Origin of the sequence: Brevibacillus sp. 1238 (assembly GCF_029892995.1) — a bacterium.
Classification (GTDB): domain Bacteria; phylum Bacillota; class Bacilli; order Brevibacillales; family Brevibacillaceae; genus Brevibacillus; species Brevibacillus parabrevis.
On record NZ_JARXWC010000003.1, the window covers coordinates 21653 to 39881 of the forward strand.

16 protein-coding genes and 3 tRNA genes are annotated in these 18229 nt (G+C 53.8%); 12 read left to right on the forward strand and 7 right to left on the reverse strand.

Annotated elements, in window-relative coordinates:
* Positions 1 to 134: 134 nt before the first annotated feature.
* The 3 genes from M2298_RS07640 to M2298_RS07650 form a co-directional block, all read right to left on the reverse strand.
* Positions 135 to 1139: a FecCD family ABC transporter permease gene (locus tag M2298_RS07640; protein WP_122964918.1), complete on the reverse strand. Its 1005-nt coding sequence runs from the start codon at positions 1137 to 1139 to the stop codon at positions 135 to 137.
* Entirely contained in the window at positions 1136 to 2131 is a 996-nt protein-coding gene (locus tag M2298_RS07645) for a FecCD family ABC transporter permease (protein WP_280648499.1), read from the reverse strand. Before M2298_RS07645 ends, M2298_RS07640 begins: the two co-directional genes overlap by 4 nt.
* 89 nt (positions 2132 to 2220) lie before the next feature.
* Complete coding sequence (locus tag M2298_RS07650) at positions 2221 to 4200, reverse strand: ABC transporter substrate-binding protein (RefSeq protein WP_280648408.1); 1980 nt, start codon at positions 4198 to 4200, stop codon at positions 2221 to 2223.
* A 271-nt stretch (positions 4201 to 4471) separates the two neighbouring features.
* Between M2298_RS07650 and M2298_RS07655 the strand changes: the two genes are divergently transcribed.
* From M2298_RS07655 to M2298_RS07665, 3 genes are all read left to right on the forward strand, one after another.
* Positions 4472 to 4834, forward strand: coding sequence for a TroA family protein (locus M2298_RS07655; RefSeq protein WP_280648409.1), 363 nt, complete (start codon positions 4472 to 4474; stop codon positions 4832 to 4834).
* Positions 4835 to 4957: 123 nt separating this feature from the next.
* Positions 4958 to 5494 carry a pyridoxamine 5'-phosphate oxidase family protein gene (locus tag M2298_RS07660; RefSeq protein ID WP_122964922.1) on the forward strand — a complete coding sequence of 179 codons (537 nt, stop codon included), beginning with the start codon at positions 4958 to 4960 and terminating at the stop codon, positions 5492 to 5494.
* A gap of 130 nt (positions 5495 to 5624) precedes the next feature.
* A complete protein-coding gene (locus M2298_RS07665) occupies positions 5625 to 6368 on the forward strand; it encodes a YggS family pyridoxal phosphate-dependent enzyme (RefSeq protein ID WP_280648410.1) in 744 nt (247 codons plus the stop codon).
* 25 nt (positions 6369 to 6393) lie between these two features.
* On the opposite strand, the gene pdxR is transcribed toward M2298_RS07665, so the two are convergent.
* Positions 6394 to 7824 (reverse strand): MocR-like pyridoxine biosynthesis transcription factor PdxR, encoded by a 1431-nt coding sequence (pdxR, locus tag M2298_RS07670; protein ID WP_280648411.1) that lies wholly within the window; start codon positions 7822 to 7824, stop codon positions 6394 to 6396.
* 283 nt (positions 7825 to 8107) lie between these two features.
* Here pdxR and M2298_RS07675 point away from each other — a divergent pair, with 283 nt between their 5' ends.
* The 3 genes from M2298_RS07675 (at position 8108) to M2298_RS07685 (ending at position 12185) form a co-directional block, all read left to right on the forward strand.
* Positions 8108 to 9691 (forward strand): helix-turn-helix domain-containing protein, encoded by a 1584-nt coding sequence (locus M2298_RS07675; RefSeq protein ID WP_280648412.1) that lies wholly within the window; start codon positions 8108 to 8110, stop codon positions 9689 to 9691.
* A 143-nt stretch (positions 9692 to 9834) separates the two neighbouring features.
* Complete coding sequence (locus tag M2298_RS07680) at positions 9835 to 10836, forward strand: ABC transporter substrate-binding protein (RefSeq protein WP_122964925.1); 1002 nt, start codon at positions 9835 to 9837, stop codon at positions 10834 to 10836.
* 401 nt (positions 10837 to 11237) lie between these two features.
* The gene (locus M2298_RS07685; RefSeq protein WP_280648413.1) at positions 11238 to 12185 is read left to right on the forward strand and encodes an ABC transporter substrate-binding protein; all 948 of its coding nucleotides are present in this window, start codon (positions 11238 to 11240) and stop codon (positions 12183 to 12185) included.
* 90 nt (positions 12186 to 12275) lie between these two features.
* Here the strand turns inward: M2298_RS07685 and M2298_RS07690 are convergent, their stop codons facing one another.
* Complete coding sequence (locus M2298_RS07690) at positions 12276 to 13649, reverse strand: MFS transporter (protein WP_280648414.1); 1374 nt, start codon at positions 13647 to 13649, stop codon at positions 12276 to 12278.
* A 117-nt stretch (positions 13650 to 13766) separates the two neighbouring features.
* On the opposite strand from M2298_RS07690, the gene M2298_RS07695 reads away from it, so the two are divergent.
* A complete protein-coding gene (locus M2298_RS07695; protein WP_280648415.1) occupies positions 13767 to 14696 on the forward strand; it encodes a LysR family transcriptional regulator in 930 nt (309 codons plus the stop codon).
* On the forward strand, positions 14696 to 14827 hold the full coding sequence (locus M2298_RS07700; RefSeq protein ID WP_256436804.1) for a hypothetical protein: 132 nt from the start codon (positions 14696 to 14698) through the stop codon (positions 14825 to 14827). Before M2298_RS07695 ends, M2298_RS07700 begins: the two co-directional genes overlap by 1 nt.
* Positions 14828 to 14900: 73 nt before the next feature.
* Here M2298_RS07700 and M2298_RS07705 read toward each other — a convergent pair whose 3' ends face one another.
* Positions 14901 to 16283, reverse strand: a complete 1383-nt coding sequence (locus M2298_RS07705; RefSeq protein ID WP_328139757.1) for an MFS transporter — start codon at positions 16281 to 16283, stop codon at positions 14901 to 14903.
* Positions 16284 to 16429: 146 nt separating this feature from the next.
* Between M2298_RS07705 and M2298_RS07710 the strand changes: the two genes are divergently transcribed.
* The 4 genes from M2298_RS07710 to M2298_RS07725 all read left to right on the forward strand — a co-directional run bounded on the left by M2298_RS07710 (position 16430) and on the right by M2298_RS07725 (position 17589).
* Positions 16430 to 17098, forward strand: a complete 669-nt coding sequence (locus M2298_RS07710) for a helix-turn-helix transcriptional regulator (RefSeq protein WP_122964929.1) — start codon at positions 16430 to 16432, stop codon at positions 17096 to 17098.
* A 238-nt stretch (positions 17099 to 17336) separates the two neighbouring features.
* Positions 17337 to 17410: transfer RNA gene (locus M2298_RS07715), tRNA-Gly, on the forward strand.
* Between the two features lie 8 nt (positions 17411 to 17418).
* Positions 17419 to 17492, forward strand: a tRNA-Met gene (locus tag M2298_RS07720).
* A gap of 21 nt (positions 17493 to 17513) precedes the next feature.
* Positions 17514 to 17589, forward strand: a tRNA-His gene (locus M2298_RS07725).
* Positions 17590 to 17684: 95 nt separating this feature from the next.
* On the opposite strand, the gene M2298_RS07730 is transcribed toward M2298_RS07725, so the two are convergent.
* The gene (locus M2298_RS07730) at positions 17685 to 18053 is read right to left on the reverse strand and encodes a glyoxalase superfamily protein (RefSeq protein ID WP_122964930.1); all 369 of its coding nucleotides are present in this window, start codon (positions 18051 to 18053) and stop codon (positions 17685 to 17687) included.
* Positions 18054 to 18229: the final 176 nt, after the last annotated feature.

Consider the following 18229-nt stretch of genomic DNA (forward strand, 5'->3'; position numbering starts at 1 on the left):
TGTTTCTGGCAGAACAGGAGCCTTTTTGCTATTTCCAAATCATGTACAAGCATTTGGCCATGCAAAACAAAAATCCCATCCATACAGAAAAAGGAGCCGGGGACCAGCCTCCGACTCCTTTTCGCTTTTGCCGATTATGACCCTGGCCGTTTGCGCCTGAACAAGAGATACAGGAAAAACGGAGCGCCCACTCCGGCGGTAAATACGCCCGCAGGAATATCGAGCGGCAAAAACAGCATTCGTCCCGCCAGATCGGCAAGCAGCAGCACGATTGCGCCGATGAGCGCTGCCGTCGGGATGACGATTCCGTAGCGATTGCCGACGAGCTTTCTCGCCATATGCGGGGCAAGCAGGCCGATGAAGGAGATCGTTCCGGCGATGCCGACCGCTACCCCGGCGAGGGCGACGCTGAGTAGCATCGCGGCCATTCGGCTCATCTGAAGTCTGCTGCCGAGACCGATCGCTGTTTCTTCGCCGAGCGCCTGAATGTCCAGCTCTTTCGCATACAAGAGCGACAGCGGGATCAAAGCGACGATCCACGGCCAGATGGCCTTGATATAGCTCCAGTTCGTCCCGTACAAGCTGCCCGTCATCCAGTTCAGCACCTGGGCTGCGAGATAGGCGGGGCCGCTCAGCAGCAAAAACATCGTCAAGGCGCTCATCGCCGTCGAGATGCCGATACCGATTAGCACGAGCCGGGACGGAGTGACTCCCTTTTTCCAGGCGAACGAGTAGTTGACCGAAGCAGCGGCGAATGCCCCTGCGATCGCGATGATCGGCACGTAATGAATACTGTAGCTGGTAAAGGCGGTCATAAAAGCGACCACCGCTACCGAAGCGCCGCCCGTAACGCCGAGCAGGTCCGGAGAAGCGAGCGGATTGCGGATCACTCCTTGCAGCAGGCTGCCGGAAACAGCCAATGCCGCGCCGATCAGGAGCGCCGCTACGATGCGTGGCAAACGAAACTGTGTAATAATCAGATCGCTTCCTTCGCCGTTCATGCCGACAAGCGACAGGACCACGTCCCGAATCGGAATGGACACACTGCCGAGCGACAGACAGAAGACGGCGAGGATCAAAGCCGCAACGGCAAGCGAGCTTACGATCGTCGCATTTTTCCATGTCGGACGTCTCTTCATGACTTCCTCCTTCTCGCCACGAAGATCAGGAACGGAACGCCGATCAGCGCCGTCGCCACGCCGACCGGGACTTCTTTCGGCATAAGGACGAAGCGCGAGGCGAGGTCAGCCGCTACCAGCAAAATCGCTCCGGTCAAGGCGCTGTAAGGAAGCAGCCAGCGGTGATCGCTGCCTACCGCGTATCGGCACAGATGCGGCACGATGAGTCCGACGAAGGCGATCGGTCCCGCCGCCGCTACGGAGCTGCCAGCCAGAAGGACGACTGCGAGCGCGGAGGCGGCCCGGATCAGTGTCAGCCGCTGACCGAGCGACTTGGCGTTGTCGTCGCCTAGCGCCAGCACATTGAGGGAGCCTGCGATCAGCATTGCGAGGAGCCAGCCGACGCACAAGTACGGCAGGACGAACAGCAGATGGCCCAGCTCTCGACCCGATACAGAGCCGATCATCCAGAGCAGCGCCGTTTCCAGCGAATGCTTGTGAATGAGCATAATCCCTGAGGTGACCGAGGACGCGAAGGCAGCAACAGCCGCCCCGGCCAGCGTCAGCTTGATCGGCTCGAAACCGCCGCCCCCCTGCATGCTCAGCGTGTATACGAACAAGGAAGTTATCGCCGCTCCGCCGAGCGCGATCCAGATCATGCTGCTCATCGGCAGGGACGATCCGGTTAAGGCAAGTCCGATAACGATAAACAGAACGGCACCGGAATTGATCCCGAGCAGAGAAGGCGAGGCTATCGGGTTTTTCGTCAGCACCTGCATGATCGCTCCGGCAACGGCCAAGCTCGCTCCGACGGCGGCGGCGATCAGCGCCCGGGGAACACGCGTAGTCGTCACGATCAGATGCTCGTTGGAGCCGTCAAACTGTGTATAGGCGAGCCAGATGTCGCGAAGGCCGAATTGTTGCAGCCCGAACAGGACGCTGGCCAGCATCCCGAGCAGAAGGATCGCACACCCGACGGCAAGCCCGATCCATTTCCGCTTGCGACTTTGCATCACTATCCCATTGTCCTTCACCTCTTTTCGTGTTCTGAACAAGAAAAAAACCGGCGTCAGCTTCAAGCCGACGCCAGCCAGCGTTTATGTTACTTCACTTCGAAATAAGCGGCCAGCTCATCGAGCAGCAAGTTCGCCGCCTTGTAGCCGCCTGCCGAGTTCCAGATCGCCTCGTCTACCTGGATCACCTTGTTCGCTTTGGCAACGTTCAAGTTTTTGAACAGCGGGTCGTTTTTCCATTCCTCCACAACCTTCGCCGCATCGTTTTTCCCGGCTTGCTCCGACACGAAGTAAAACATGACATCTCCGTCCATGCTCGGGATCGTTTCCTTCGTCATCACTTCGATAAACGAATCTTTGTCCTGAGCGGGCGGGCGAGCGATGCCGAGTTGATCGAGCAGCACCCCGGAGAATGTCTGCTTCTGGTAAATCCGCACCTGCGACGCGGAGAAGCGGACGACCGACACTTTTGTTGCCGCTTTGCTGCCCAGCTTCGCCTTCACGTCGGCAACGCGCTTGTTGAAGTCCGCCATCGCTTTTTCGCCTTCGTCCTTCTTGTTGATCGCTTCCATGTACAGCTTGAAATTGATTTGCCAGTCGCCAGCCAGGTCAGCCGCGAATATGGTCGGCGCAATCTGGTTCAACTGCTCGTATATTTTCTCCTGCCGGACTTTGTTTCCGATAATGAGATCCGGCTTCAAGCTTGCGATCATCTCGATATTCGGCTGCAACTCGTCGCCGACGACCGTGACGTCTTGCATCTCGTCCTTGATATGGTTGTACCACGGCGAGCCGACCCACGATTGGACGGCGCCGATCGGCTTCACGCCTACAGCAAGCAGCGCTTCCGTACCTTCGTTTGTCAAAATGACGACTCTCTTCGGCGTGCCGTTCACTGTCGTTTCGCCCATCGCGTGCTTGATGACGCGGGGGGCTTCTTTATCCGACGAAGTCTGGGACGCCGGGGCTGTCGCCTCTGTATTTTGCTGTTGTCCTGCCGGCCCGCTAGCCCCCGTACCCGGATTTGTCGTACCTCCGGAGCATGCGCTTAGCAGCAAAGCGAAGCAAAAGAGCAGTGTAACGGCTAAAGATGTTCTGGTCTTTCTACGCATCGATAAATGTCCCTCTCTCTCATGTTGATAACGATTATCAATTACATGAACACTATACCGTTGAAGCTCTCGCGCAACAATGGGAGATGTGGACAGGAAGGATGGATTTTTTAGACGTTGCTCCTGTTTCAGCGCCTTTTCTTTAAAAGCGGTCGGCGAAACGCCCTCGTTTTTTTTGAACTGGCGGCTGAAATAGTAGCTGTCCGGGTAACCGACGCTTTCGGCAATTTCTTTAAGCGTGCAATCGGTCCCAAGCAGCAGTTCTTTCGCTTTCGTCATGCGAAGCTGGATTAAGTAATCGATCGGGCTCGTCTCGTAGCGTCGCTTGAACCAGCGCAAAAATTGGCGCGGATTGCAGTCGAGCATCTCCACAAGCGATTCGAGCGTAATCGGCCGGGCGTAATGCTGGTTCATGAACAGCACCGCCTGGGTGACCGGGTCCGGCTTGATCGGCTCGATTCCTTGCTGGTCGAGCTGTCGCATGACTTCGTAGACGAATTGATAAAATAACGACTTCACATGCAATTTGTCGATAAGACCAGCCGCGATCCATTCCTTGGCCATTCGCTCGGCGATATCGAGCAAAAAAACCGGATATTGCGGCGCAAATCCGTACTGCATGCGAAACGGATCGTCCAGCTCCGCTTGCCGCATCAATTCTTTGCGGCTAGGAAGGGAGGCCGATGCCTTGTACAAAATCATGTAATATTCGAATGATTGCTTGGCGGCAATATCGAGGCAAACGCCCTTGCCCCCGTGAAAAAGATGAAACCGCTGCGCATCGTACGGCACTCCGTCGAGCCTTACTTGCGCGCTTCCGCGGGTCGCATACAAAAAAGCGTTGGCTGGCAGCCGATAGGCGAGCAGCTCTTCGCCGCTTTCCATGCTTCTATGCCGTATATCCATCACTTTGACGGAAGCCTGATTCCATAGCAACAGATGATCGTCCAGTTTCATTCGTTTCGCCTAGCCCCTTCCAACTCCAAGCTCAAGTCCATAATGCTCGTTGCTACTCATTATATTTGATAATAATTCTCAATTACAACGACTATTCTTATAAAAGGAGAAAAAAGATAGGGACCGTCAATGAAATGTCTACGTTGGAAGAGCGGATGACTTTGTTCTGGGAAGTATTCGGAATGCCTGAGCAAGCGAAGGAATTTATCGCACAGTATGAGACAAAACGCGAGGAATCATCTATGAAGATCTGGGGATGAAAGCTCCGGCCATGGTTGAAAAAGAGTTTTTCAACCGAGAGAACCCAAAATCGGAAGGCTACTATTCGCCGATTTCGCTGGAAGTGATTGGGGAATGCTTGCACGACGCTGACATCATCGCATACACGAATTTTGCGCCCCAAGCAGACGTGCTGGAAAAGCAACTTGACTCGGTTGGGATATGGAAAACGATTCCGGCAGTGAAGCAAGGAAATGTTATGTTTCATTCGGTTAGCGATACGCTGTCAGATTGTCAGATAGAAGGAAAAGCAAGCAGTGCCCGCTGTTTTGTTTGTAACCGCGGCTTGGCAGAGAGGGGGACAATCGCCTTTATCGTGTCAAGCCGCTTTTGGTGCGTTCACGCGACTGACTGAGGGATTGACTCGCTTGTATTATGGATTGCTCAAATTTGGCATATATGGACGTTCCTCTTCATTCCAATACTTGCTAAACTTGCCTACATCATACATCAATTCAATTCATGAGGAGTGAAGAAAATGGATGGAGTGCGTTACAAGGTAAGAGAAGTGTTGGACAAGAGCAAGATTGAGGCATTTTTGCAGCAAGCGCGAATCGGGCATCTTGGCATGGTCGACGGACAGTTGCCGTATGTGGTTCCGCTCAATTTTGTTTGGACAAATGGGAAGCTTTACTTCCATGGAGCTACTGGCGGGAGACGCAATCAGGTGATGAGCGCGAATGCGGAGGTCTGTTTTACGGTTTGCGAGGAATACGGAACGATTACTGATCCGGTGCCAGCCAAGACGGACACAGCGTATATGAGTGTCATCGTTTTTGGCAAGGCAGAACCCGTCGCCGATCTGGATGAAGCGACACACATGCTGCAAGAAATGATTCATAAATACGTGCCTGGTTACTATAAACGGCCGTTGCCCAAGCAGCACGTAGACAAATACCGTTCAGCCGTATTCGGTGGCCCGGTGCAGGTGTATCGAATTGATCCACAGCACATCACCGCCAAAGAAAATCCAATAGAGGAAGAAAAAATGTTCAAACCGGGACTAACGGTGTGACTGGTATGAAAATCCGGCGGCTTGCATTCGCTTGATCGCGGCAATCTCGGAAAAGTAGGAGACAGAGGCTACTCTGCCCGGCGTGGGGGAACGCCTCATCCGAATCTTCATCAGAAAGAAGGCAGGGAAGATGGAAAATCTCGTTGCGGAGAATCTGCAAACTGTACGGCAGCAGATGAAAACAGCTTGCCAAGCCTCGGGACGCAAGCTTGAGGACGTGAAGCTGTTGTTGGCGACCAAAACCGTCCCGCTGGAAAAATTGCAATTAGTCATGCAAGCGGGGGAAACGCTGTTTGGGGAAAACAAAGCGCAGGAGCTGCGCGGCAAATTTCCGCTTATGGAGCAGTACAAGCAGGTGGAATGGCATTTTATCGGGCATTTGCAGACGAATAAAGTGAAGGACGTCGTCAAATACGTGACGCTCATCCATTCTGTGGACCGTCTGAAACTGGGGCAAGCTTTGCACCAGCAGCTCCTTAAAGAGAACAAGACTATGAACATACTGGTGCAAATCAACACGTCCTACGAAGAAAGCAAATTTGGTGCGCCACCGGAAGCAGCACTGGAACTGGTCGAGCAATTGGCGCAGTTTGAGACGTTAAACATAAAAGGCTTAATGACCATTGGAAAGCTGAATGCGACAAACGACGAGACCCGCCACTGTTTCCGACTATTAAAAAGGATTCAGACAGAGATCAGGGAGAAAAAGCTGCCGCGAGTCGAAATGGACATCCTGTCGATGGGAATGTCCGGCGATTTCACGGTAGCGATTGAAGAAGGGGCTACGATCATTCGCGTAGGAACGAAAGTGTTCGGCCAGCGTTACTTGCCGGACAGTTATTACTGGAATGAACATGCGCGTCAGGACGACTAGGGGAAAACAGGCGGGGATGCTTGCGTCATAAAAGCATCCCCGCTAGACGTTTTATGCCTGCTGCAATGGCTCGTTCGTCCACTTTGGCAAAACCGAGGACAAAACCTTTCCGGTCGCTTTCCAAACAATACTTGCTGAGCGGATAAACTCGGATTCCTTGTTCGAGCGCCAGGTTCGTCGCGGCTTCTTCGGCAAACGATTGCTCGGCTTCAAGAAGCATGTGCAAGCCCGTTTCCACGCCGCTCAGTGTGAACTGTTCGCCAAGCCCCGTCGAGAGAATCGCTTTTGTCATAGCCTCGTGCCTGCGCCGATACACATTGCGAACTCGCCGCATATGGCGCATGAAATGACCGTGTTCGATAAAATGAGCAAGCGTCAATTGCTCCATGATCGGAAGATGGCGGTAGGTTAATTCCTGAACGCGAGCGAGCTGGCGAATGGCCGCTTTGGGACCAACGATGGCCGACAGGCGAATGCCGGGAGCGACCATTTTGGAAAAACTCATCATGTACAGCGTGTTTTGAGGTCGTTGACTGAACAAAGTTGGAAGCGGATCACCGCGATAGCGAAATTCACTGTCGTAATCATCTTCGACAATCCAGAACCGCCGCTCGGCAGCCATGCGCAACAATTGTTGCCTGCGAGGTTCCGACAAAATGACGCCAACCGCACACTGGTGCGACGGCGTAACAAACACAAGCTTGGACGCAGGGGGAACATGGTCGACGCAAAGTCCGTACTCGTCAACCGGAACGGGAACAACTTGCATACGCCGATACTTCATCGCCATCCAGGCAGCAGGGAAGCCGGGATCTTCTACCGAAACCGTCTCTCCTTCTTGCAAAAGCGCTTGCGCGATCAAATCGAGACTGTGCTGTGCGCCAGAGGTTAACAGGATTTGGTCGCTATCCACATGAACGCCCCGTTCGAGCGACAAATAGCGTTGAATTTGCTCCCGCAGCGGCAAAAATCCATAAGGATCGCCGTAAGCCCAACTGTCCAGGCTTGTTTCTGTGGTAGCCTGCAAAAAGGATTGCCGCCAATTTCTTTGAAAATGCTCATCCAAATACGGCTCGTGGGGAGTGAAATCGATCGCTATTTTTGGATTGTCTTTAGCGCCGAACCAACTGTGCAACTGGCCGACCGCATCGTTTAATAAAGGCAACTCGGGCGGAAAAAGCTCCGGGGGCGAAGCCTCCTCTGCCGGACGAGCTGCATAAATCCATTCGCTCACTCTCGTTCCGCCGCGGCGAGAGGTTACCGTGTAACCCCGGCTGTACAGCTCCTCGTAAACGATCTGTATGGTTGAACGGGAAACGCCAATCAATGGAGCAAGCTCGCGGGACGGGAGCAGCAGCTCGCCTGGCGGCCATTTTCCGGTTGTAATGTTATGAATCGCCTGATCCAAAAGTTGCTGCCAGATGGGCCGGGCGTCATCGCGGTTTACTTTTAGCATTTGTTCACCTTCGCGTGTTTGTACTGTTAATATGGATTGCACGAGATGCTGGTTTATTGTTGAAAAGTGTCAATCCAATAATTGGTATACTAGCACGACAATCTTTGCTTTGGCAACACGGCAAGGCTATAGAAGAAACATAGCCGACTTTCCCCAACAGGAAGATCGGCTTTTTACAGTTGGAGCCTCAAGCTGCTCCTGCTGGCGTACGTCTTGTGCCGCTCGGGAGTTGTGGTATAACTAGAAAAGAAGAACTGGCAGCGAAAGAGGTGACATTCCTTTTATGGAAGCAACCCTTCACGTTTGGAAAGAAGGCGGCATCATGCAGTGGGAAAGCACGCAGCCGTCCATCGAGATTACGTGCTTTGCGCCTACGATCCTCACTCCCATGACGGGCCGGATTCGCGTGAACGATGGCAAGAAAACGCTAAAGCTGGAGTCGATGAGGATGCTGTTTTTGCGTCCGGGCGACTCGGTCACGTTGGTCCGGGACGGGGCGGAACTTCCGGCTGTCTGCCGCATTTGCTTCGAAAGCTATCGGTTGGCCCAGCACGATGACGACGCCATTATGTACCGCAATGATCGCAGCGGTTTGCCTGCGAGCGGCTGGATCACCAACAAACTGCCGTATCGGGCAACTGTGCTCGTGAACGAACTCGTGCGTTTGCAGGCCAATCCGTCTGGGCATACGGCAAAAGCGGAGCGGCACCACCACCTTTTCAAAGAGCTGATGCAGCTCGTTTTGCACTATGAGACGACACCTGAGCTGGATTGGGAGCCTTCCATCCACAGGGCGATCACGTATATCGACGAGAACTACCGAAGCCCGATTACCCGTTCCGAACTGGCGCGTCTGGCCGGGTTTCATACGAGCTATTTTTCCACGATGTTTGCCAAAAAGCTGGGGTGGGGCTATTCCGAATATTTGAATCGCGTACGGATTGACCGGGCTAAAGAGCACTTGCTGGCGTCGACCATGACGATCAACGAGATTGCCCTTGAGGTCGGCTACAGCAACGGCGAATATTTGAGCCGAAAATTCAAGCAGCTGACAGGCATGTCTCCCGGCGAGTTTCGCAGTCGTCCGGCCCCGAAAAAAATCGCGGCCTTTCAATTCGCAGGGGCCTTGCTGGCGCTCGGTGTCACGCCTGTAGCCACAGAAGCCGAATTGGTGCGCGGCTCGCTCCTGTTGCAGGAGGAATTGCGCGATGTTCCGATCATAAAGGGAGCGTACGATGACGAACAGCTCGGCAAGCTGAAACCGGATCTCATTTTGGCGCCTACATACTTTTACCATACGCCTGGCCGGATGAAGCAATTGGAGAAGATCGCGCCTGTCCTCGCTCTGGAATGGGCCAAGCTGGACCCTCTGGCGGAAATGCAGCTGATCGGCAAGCTGATTGGTAGAGAATCGGAAGCACAGCGATGGCTGACAAAATATCAGGCACAAGTTGACGAAGCGAGACAAAGTCTGCGCGCATTGATTGACAGAGGGGAGACGGCAGCCGTCTATGAATGGCGTAGCGACGGCATCTTCATTTGGGACAAAACAGCTCGCGGAGCGTTTAACTTGTACGAAGCTCTTGGCATCCGCCCGCCTGATACTGTGCGCCGCGATGTACTCGTGCGAGGAAAGCATCTTTGGATAACGGAAGACAGGCTGCCCGACTACATGGCAGACCATATGTTTGTGATCGATGCCCGCGACGACCAGAGTGACGAGGGAGAGCATGTATTGGCGAGCATGCATGGAAAGGGACGGGTGTACCGACTGTCCTTGAACGAATTTTGGAGCAGCGGCGGCATGGCATTGGAGCGGCAACTGCGCATCCAGACAAATTGCCTGATCGCTGGTGAGTCGGAGTGAACATTTATCCATAAAAAGCGGCAACATTATGAAATAGACGGTCTGTGGAAAAGCTTGCTATGATGAGTACGGATTTTAATGATAATGATTATCGTTATTGCTTTGATCTTTTCTCATTATGAAGCAAGAAGGGGCTGTGCAGGATGAACAGAACAAACGAGCGAGTATCCCGGCCGCTGATGAAATTGGCCATGTGGCTGCTGGTCATGACGGTGTTGCTGGCTGCATGCGGCGGTACCGCAGGAACAAATCCGCAACCGGAGGGGCAAAAAGACACGGCTGCTGCGTCTGACGAACCGAGCAAGCCAGCCACCCGAAAAATACAGACAGTCAACGGAGAAATCGAAATTCCCGCTGAGCCGAAGCGAATTGTCGCCCAAGGATATTTGGCTACTTTCCTGGCGCTTGGCGTCAAGCCTGTCGGAGCGCCGTTTTGGGATATCGATTCGCCGCACATCAAATCACAGACGGCTGGCATCGAGGATATCGGAACGATTGACGCCGGCAGCGTCGAGAAAATTTTGTCGCTCAATCCCGATCTGATCGTTACGTTGAGCGATGATCCCAAGCTGTATGAGCAACTGAGCAAAATCGCGCCGACGATCGTCTTCGTCCATACGACCTTCAAAGACTCACGCGATCAAATTCGGACGTTTGGCGAGATTTTGGGCAAGGAAAAAGAAGCCGAGGCGTGGATTGCCTCCTTCAACGACACCGTTGCCAAAGCCAAACAAAGAATCAAGGGAGTCGTCGACGAAAATGCGACCGTGGCGATCATGGGCGGGTTTGAAAAGCAGCTGGTCGTTTACGGGCAAGGTCTGTGGCGAGGAGCCGAAGCGATGTACAGGCACCTCGGACTGAAACGGCCGCCACAGGTGCAAAAATTCGTCGATGAGGGCAAGGAGAACATGACGATTTCGCTGGAGCAGGTCAAAGAGTTTTCGGGCGACTACCTGTTTGTCGAGTCTGGCAAGCAGGCGGGACTTGACCCGGAGAGTCCGATCTGGAATACGCTGGACGTCGTCAAAAAAGGGCATGTCTACCAGATGGACACCGATTATTTTTGGCCGTACGACCCGATTGCTGTCCAAGCGCAAATCAATCTGATTGCCGATATGCTCGTGGAGGGCAAGCACAAATTATAAGCGCAACCCGTATTCACACAACCGCATCATAGCTCGCCAATCGGCTCGTGCCTTTTTCCAAAAGGACGGGCCGATTTCGCTATTCCGAAGTGTTTGCTCCCTGATGAGTGCCGCTGTTTCCGGAAGGGCGATCCGCGTCTGTCGCGCCAGAACAGCGGCGTTTTTGGAGAATTGTGCATGTCCCTTTAGGTTTCTGTGTATTTCCAATTGCGAGCGCCCTTGCTACACTAAGTGTCGAGAATGATTATCAATTGGACTCGTCATGAAAGTGCTGCTGCTTTGGGGAAGACAAAGCGGGCAGCCATGGCAAAAGAAAGGGATGATCGGCAGCAGGGGGAGCAAACGGAAAGCGCAAGGCCAGGTTTTCAATACAGGAATGAAACGATGCTGGAGGAACCGACATGAATAGATGGACAGGAATCATTTTTTCGCTAGTTTTGCTGATGGGAGTGCTGGCTGGCTGCGCTGGAGGGGGAGCGGAGCAGACGCCTTCCGCGAGTTCTTCGTCAAAAGGCGAATGGCCAAGGACGATTACCGACGGTGCGGGCCATCAAGTGACGATCAAGGAGCAGCCGAAGCGCATTGCTGTGCTGCATCCTCTGTTCCTTGACTACTTTTTCGCATTGGACGTGCCGCCGATTGCCTCGGGCAGTGCAGAGAGTGCGCTGAAAGAATACGCGACCTTGCAGCCGTATGTGGGCAAGGCGGAGATTATCGATCTGGGCAGCGGCAAAGATTTGAACCTGGAAGCGATCATTGCGGCAAAGCCTGACCTGATTGTCAGCTTCAAAGGCCATGGCGATGCCCAGTACGACGATCTGTCGAAAATCGCGCCCTTCATTCAAATTGACTACAGTGACAAATGGGAAAACGCCACCATGCTGTGCGCACAGGCGATCGGAAAAGAACAATTGGGCGAACAGCTCGTCAAAGATACGAAAGAGAAGATCGCCAAAACAAAAGAGCGGCTGGGCGATCTGAAAACAAAAACGTTTGCCTTGCTGCGGGTGAGCAGCAAAAACGGTTTTACCGCCCAAGGGACGAAAAATACGGTTTACTACAACGAGACAGAAGGATTTGGCCTGAAAAAGCCAGATCAGTACCCGGAAGAGGGGGGCGAGCTTTCCCTGGAAGCCCTTGCGGAAATGAATCCCGACTACATCATCATTCAGCACAAGCTTGACGCTGCCCAAGCAGCCATCCAGGACAAGCAAGGATCGGCTGTATGGAACTCGTTGAAGGCAGTCAAAAACAACCAGGTTTTACTGTTTGATAACTCGTTGAATACAGGCAGCGTGCTGGCGATCCGCCTGGCTGCCGACAACTTTTCCAAGCTGGCGGGGAAATAGGCGAAACAGCCACCGGAAAAGAAAGCCTTGCAAGCGAGATGGAATGAGAAGTGGACCGAAGCAGCTTTGTTTCGGTCCGTTTTCGCATGTTTATGATTCCCCTGATTGTCCCAAGCTTTTGCGTCGCCCGTTGATGAACAAGAGAGACAAGGCGAGCAGGAAGAGGACGGCTGCAAAAAGCACAACCCCTTTTGCCTGAAGAATGAGGCCGACCAGTAGCGAGGCGAGGATCGTCCCGGCGTAGCGGGCTGTCATGAACAATCCGGTGGCGACGCCAATGATCTCTTTTGGCGTGGAGCGGAACAAGGCGGCCTGCATGCCTACGCTGTTCAGCCCGTTGCTTACGCCAAACGCTGCCAATGCCACACAGACGCTGATCACCGGGGAGGCAGGATTCAACATCGCGAGCCAGACAGCGCCGAAGAGCATCAAGACAGCAGAGACGAGCAAAGCAGGGCGGGGTCCAGACTTGTCGATCCAGCGTCCGGCTAATGGCGATGCGATCAGCGAACCCAAGCCAAGGCTTAACATCAAGAGTCCGGTATGCAGCTCGGAGACGTGACGAACGGTTTGCAAATAAACCGGCAGGCCGAAAAATATCGCGTAAAACACGACGTTGACGAGGACAAATTGGATATGAACCCATGTCATGGCACGGTATTTGGCGAATGCGTGCAAAGGCAGAAACGGTGACGGTACCCGCAGCTCGTGGCGAATGAAGACCGCCAAGTTCACCAGGCCGATTCCGCCGAGAATGACGTTGCCATAAGCGAGAGGCCCGGCCGACTTCGCCTGGAAAAAGCCGATGAGCAAGGCGACGAGCCCCGCTGTGAACAAGGCAATTCCCGGGATGTCCAACAGCGCAATCCATTGGCGCAAGGAGAGCTGCCGGGATACGGACGTGGACGGCTCGTCGCGCGGAATCATTTTCCACACGAGCAAAAAACTCGCCAAAGCGAACGGAAGGTTGACGAAGAAGATAGAAGGCCAATCCCACCAATGAATGAGCACTCCGCCAATAAAAGGCCCGATGGCAGCCGCCGTGGACTGGAACAAGGATAACACGCCAAGCGCCGTCCCTTGCTTTTCCGTAACATGATGCCGCACGATGGCGATCCCGACTGCCACGACCATGCTCGTGCCAATCGACTGCCCGATGCGACAAACAAGAAGCCAGCCAAACGTGGCGGAGAAGGGGGCAAGCAACGAAGCGATCCCGGCGATGACCAGCCCGACGAGAAAAATGCGTTTTCGCCCAAACATATCGCTGGCCTTGCCCATCACGGGCTGCGCGATTGCGCTTGTTATGTAGAACGAAAACAGAATCCAGGAAACGGTAGCAAAGTCCAAAGCATACACTTGTTGCAGTCTGGCAATGGCAACGGCGATCATCGATGAATTTAACGGATTCAGCAAGATGCCCAGTCCGACGGCGACCATCAGCCACTTTTGACGAATCTCCATGTTTGTTCCTCCCATACGTTATTGCTGTCATCGTACGGGAAACCATTCATTTATTCCAACGCATTTGATGCTATACTTTCATTGATTAAAAGGAATGAATGGAAGAGGGATGGCGGCATGGAACTTTTGCAGTTGCAATATTTTCTCACGGTAGCCAGGCTGGAGCATGTGACCGAGGCTGCCCGAAGCCTGCATGTGACGCAATCGTCGTTAAGCAAAACGATTCAGCGGCTGGAAGAGGACTTGGGGGCTCCACTATTCGATAGAGTGGGCAGAAGGCTGCGTTTAAACGAGCACGGCAGCCGATTTTTACTCCGGGCTGAGCGGGCTTTGCTGGAACTGGAAGAAGGCAAACGGGAAATTCGCGATTGGACCCAGGCTGAGTACGGAACACTCAAGTTGGCGGTGACCAATGCGAGCACGCTGCCCGGGATTTTGAGTGAATTTCGGAAACAATGGCCGATGATTCACTTTCACGTCCAAATGGTGACTACGCAAGAGATGCTGGCGGCGCTCAGGCGCGGGGAGGCGGATTTTTGCCTGTCGTCTTTTCCGGTACAGGACGACGAAATCCAATGCCAGACATTGTTTCTCGATCCGATTCTCGTCGCTGTGCCGAAAAACCACCGACTGGCTGGACGGCGAAGTGTCGCTTTGGCTGAGCTGCAAGGCGAGTGGTTTGTCGGAGTCAAACGGGGGTATGCCACACGCGACTTGGTGGATGCGGTTTGCCACGAAGCCGGATTTGAGCCTGCCTATGTGTACGAGGGCGATGAACCTGCGAGGCTCGTCACTTTCGTGGAAGCAGGGATCGGCATTGCTTTTATTCCGTGCACAGGGAGGAGCCTGCACGAACAAGTCCACTATTTGCGAATCGAGGATCAGCGGCTGGCACGAGAGATTACGTTGCTATGGCACAAAAGTCGGTATATTTCCCGTGCTGCGCAACATTTTCGTTGCGTCGTGGAAGCGTATTTCGCCGATGTGACCGGAAATGCCGTGCTGTCTTTTTGCCAAGCCGATTCCCCGCCGGACTGCTCTTGCTGATGCCAGTCCAGGTCAAGCAAGCCGAAGCCATGCTGCCAGCCCGAGTGGAGCATGGCTTCGGCTTTTGGAACTTGGACGATGCATTCACCAGCGTCTTGACACTGGAGCAGTTTCCCGCCATGTGGACATGAAAAACCCCGTTTCCTTGCGAACGGCAAGCTTTTGCCAGACGCAGGAAAGCGGGGACTTTTTTGTGGAAAAAGGCTAGGCAGATGTTTGTTTGCTTGGTTGACTTTGCCTGGTTCGCGCATTCGCCACCAAACTGAGCAAAATCAGCGCGAGGTTAAAGGCCATGGCGATTGTAACTCCTGCGGCCATGGACATTCCGGCGGTTTGGCTCATGGCGACTACGGCTCCGCCGATCCCGACCGCCACGCCGGGGGTAAAGGAGTCCGCGAATTGCAGGTTGCCAGATACTTGACCAGCTTCCCCTTCCCTGACCAGAGTGAAAGCGACTGTTCCGCTTACGGTATGCGCCAATCCGATGCCGATCCCGATGATGACTTCCCCGATCACCGCCATCGCAATCGTCAGGGATGGCACCCACAGCATGACGCCGATCCCGACAAGCATCAGCAAAATCCCGAGCGTGATTCGCTTCGAGCGTCCGCGACCTTGATCGGCTGCGTCCCAGCGAGCCTGCAAAATCGCCACGATGCACCAGCTGAACGCCGCGCTTGCCACGATCAGCCCCGCTTTGTCCGGAGCAAGCCCTTTCGTTTTTGTCAAAGCGAGCACGAGAAAATTTTGCGTGCAGACATAGGCGGCGAAAAAGAGTCCGCGGGAAGCGAGCAGAGCCGACAAGCCAGTTTGAAAAGTAAAGGTTCCTGAGGGCAGCAGCTTGCGGAGAGGTTGAACCATCAAAGCGAGGCCCACGATGATGAGCGCGACTCCCCATGCTTGCGGCAGCATGCCAAGTCCGCTCAAAAACAGCCCGGTTCCGACCGCGAGCAGCACAGACAGGCCGACCACGCCGGATTCGTCTTTCGCTGGAACAGCGGGGATCGTCAGCTTGCGGAAGGCAGGCAGCGTGAGAAGCACGGCAAGAAGCATGAAAGGCAGCACGCCCCAAAAGACGAATCGCCACGAAAAGTGTTCGGCAATCAATCCCGCTACATAGGGCCCGAGCATGGAGGGGAGCACGTAAGCAGTGCCTAATGAACCCAATATTTTGGCGCGAAGTTCATCGGGATAACTCAGCGAAATGGCCGTGTACATGCAAGTGTACATGGCTCCCGCACCGAAGCCTTGCAAGACGCGCGAACCGATCATGACGTACATGTTGGAAGCGATGGCGGCTGCGACGAGTCCGAGCGCGAACAAAGCGACCGCGATGGTGAAAAGCAGGGCAGGCCCTTTTCGGTCAATCTGACGGCCGACCACGAGCGTACCGACAATTTGCGCCAGCAAATAAGCGCTGAATATCCAGCCGAACAAATGAATCCCTTGCAAATCGCCAGCAATGACCGGAGCGACTGTTGTGACGGCCAATCCTTCGAAACCGATCGCCATCGCTGACAAAATGATCCCAATCGATAAAGCAAGATAACGCGGGCCAAAAATGCTTTGTGCAGACAAGCTGGTCACCTTCCTTCGCGGATTGTAAACAGAGCGGCCAAGTATCCGGATACTTTGTAAAGAAATTTCTTTAATTAACAAATTATACCTGCGTTTTGACTTTGTCAATATTTTTCTTTATAATCTAGACAGTCCGAATTTTGAAGGTGATGGGATTGAAAAAGTCGAACACAAATGCAAAAGACGGGGCAGAAAGAACGAGGCGGTCGATCATCAATCTGCTCAAGCAAAACGGCGCCATGGACGCCAATCAGCTGGCGAGCGAGCTGGGGGTGACCGCCATGGCGGTGCGGCAGCATTTATACGACCTGCAAGAGCAAAGGCTCGTCACTTTTTCCGAGGAACCGCGCTCAATGGGCCGACCGGCCAAAATGTGGGCGTTGACCTCTGAGGCAAACCGCCTGTTTCCGGACGGCTATGCCGATTTGACTGTCAGCTTGATTGAATCGATGAAGGAAGCTTTCGGCGAGGAAGGCTTGGAGAAGCTGATTGAAATTCGCAACCGCAAGCAAGTGCTGGACTATCAGAGCAAGGCGCCGCTTAGCTTGCCGTTGCAGGAAAAATTGCTTGCTTTGGCCAAATCGCGGACGGATGAAGGCTATATGGCAGAGATCATTGCCAACGAAGACGGCTCGTTTTATTTTGTCGAGAAGCACTGTCCGATCTGCGAGGCGGCGAGAGCCTGTTCCGGCTTGTGCAACAAGGAGCTGGAGATGTTTCAGGCCGTGCTCGGCGCTGGCTTGACGATAACGCGGGACGAACATATTTTGGCTGGGCATAATCGCTGTGTGTACCGGATCGTTCCTCAGGCCGATTCTGTCTGAATGTTTCGGCACAGCTTGCTGTGCGCTGTTGCTCCACAGGACTCGTAACAAAAGCGGGCTTGGCTACGGGTTACGGGTCTTGCGGGTCTATTTTCGCTATTCTTGACTTTAATTTCACGTGTGTTACAATAAAATGCAGAAAAGAACCTCTGGGCGCAAAGATGAGCCAGAAGTTCGCAAAGCCACTTGCGCTGGCGAGTAGGTCGCAGAAGCGTGCGAGTGGACGTGCCTTTGTTTTGCGGGTGTAGTTCAATGGTAGAACTCCAGCCTTCCAAGCTGGTCGCGTGGGTTCGATTCCCATCACCCGCTCCATAGCGTTTGGCGGTGTAGCTCAGCTGGTTAGAGCGTTCGGTTCATACCCGAAAGGTCGGGGGTTCGATTCCCTCCGCCGCTACCTGATCTGATTGTGTCCATGGCGGTCGTGGCGAAGGGGTTAACGCACCGGATTGTGGCTCCGGCACTCGTGGGTTCAAGTCCCATCGATCGCCCCATACAGCAAAAGGGAAAAGCCCAGCAGGTTCTTGCACGAGCCTGGCTGGGCTTTTTTGTGTTCTCGTCTTTTCGCGGGAAACAGCTTCTCCCCAGCTTACGGAAAAGGATGCGGCTGGAAAAAGTGAATCCGGTTGCCAAAAGGGTCTGTCACAGACACTTCATGCGTTCCCCATGACGTCTTTTCCAAACCCGGCCGGGCGTATTTGTACGACTTGCCAGCCAGTGTCTGGTGAAGCAGCTCGATGTCCTCGACCTGCACGCGGATCGCTGCACCCGGGCACGCATCTCCGTGATGCTCAGTCAGATGCAGCACGCAGTCAGGCGAGGAGACTTGCATGTACAGCGGAAAATTGTCCTCATAGCGATGCTCCCAATCGACCTGAAATCCGAGAAAGTCGACGTAAAATTCCTTCGCTTTTGCTTCGTCAAAAATGCGAAAAATCGGCATAACGGCAAGCGTCATCTTTTCACAAGCCTCCTTCATGTAGGAATCGCAATCTCTTCATACCATTCCATGCGACCACCCCGATTTCCTATCAGCTAGAAAAGAGAGAGAACTGTTAACCGCAAGCGCTCACATCCCCGTTCATGCAAAACGTCGAGACGTGTTTCACAGAAAAAAGCGTGCCGAGTCCCCGG

Coding starts and splice junctions, on each gene's coding strand:
- M2298_RS07640 (WP_122964918.1), bottom strand. CDS start 1,139: ATGAAGAGACGTCCGACATGGAAAAATGCGACGATCGTAAGCTCGCTT.
- M2298_RS07645 (WP_280648499.1), bottom strand. CDS start 2,131: ATGCAAAGTCGCAAGCGGAAATGGATCGGGCTTGCCGTCGGGTGTGCG.
- M2298_RS07650 (WP_280648408.1), bottom strand. CDS start 4,200: ATGAAACTGGACGATCATCTGTTGCTATGGAATCAGGCTTCCGTCAAA.
- M2298_RS07655 (WP_280648409.1), top strand. CDS start 4,472: ATGGTTGAAAAAGAGTTTTTCAACCGAGAGAACCCAAAATCGGAAGGC.
- M2298_RS07660 (WP_122964922.1), top strand. CDS start 4,958: ATGGATGGAGTGCGTTACAAGGTAAGAGAAGTGTTGGACAAGAGCAAG.
- M2298_RS07665 (WP_280648410.1), top strand. CDS start 5,625: ATGGAAAATCTCGTTGCGGAGAATCTGCAAACTGTACGGCAGCAGATG.
- pdxR (WP_280648411.1), bottom strand. CDS start 7,824: ATGCTAAAAGTAAACCGCGATGACGCCCGGCCCATCTGGCAGCAACTT.
- M2298_RS07675 (WP_280648412.1), top strand. CDS start 8,108: ATGGAAGCAACCCTTCACGTTTGGAAAGAAGGCGGCATCATGCAGTGG.
- M2298_RS07680 (WP_122964925.1), top strand. CDS start 9,835: ATGAACAGAACAAACGAGCGAGTATCCCGGCCGCTGATGAAATTGGCC.
- M2298_RS07685 (WP_280648413.1), top strand. CDS start 11,238: ATGAATAGATGGACAGGAATCATTTTTTCGCTAGTTTTGCTGATGGGA.
- M2298_RS07690 (WP_280648414.1), bottom strand. CDS start 13,649: ATGGAGATTCGTCAAAAGTGGCTGATGGTCGCCGTCGGACTGGGCATC.
- M2298_RS07695 (WP_280648415.1), top strand. CDS start 13,767: ATGGAACTTTTGCAGTTGCAATATTTTCTCACGGTAGCCAGGCTGGAG.
- M2298_RS07700 (WP_256436804.1), top strand. CDS start 14,696: ATGCCAGTCCAGGTCAAGCAAGCCGAAGCCATGCTGCCAGCCCGAGTG.
- M2298_RS07730 (WP_122964930.1), bottom strand. CDS start 18,053: ATGACGCTTGCCGTTATGCCGATTTTTCGCATTTTTGACGAAGCAAAA.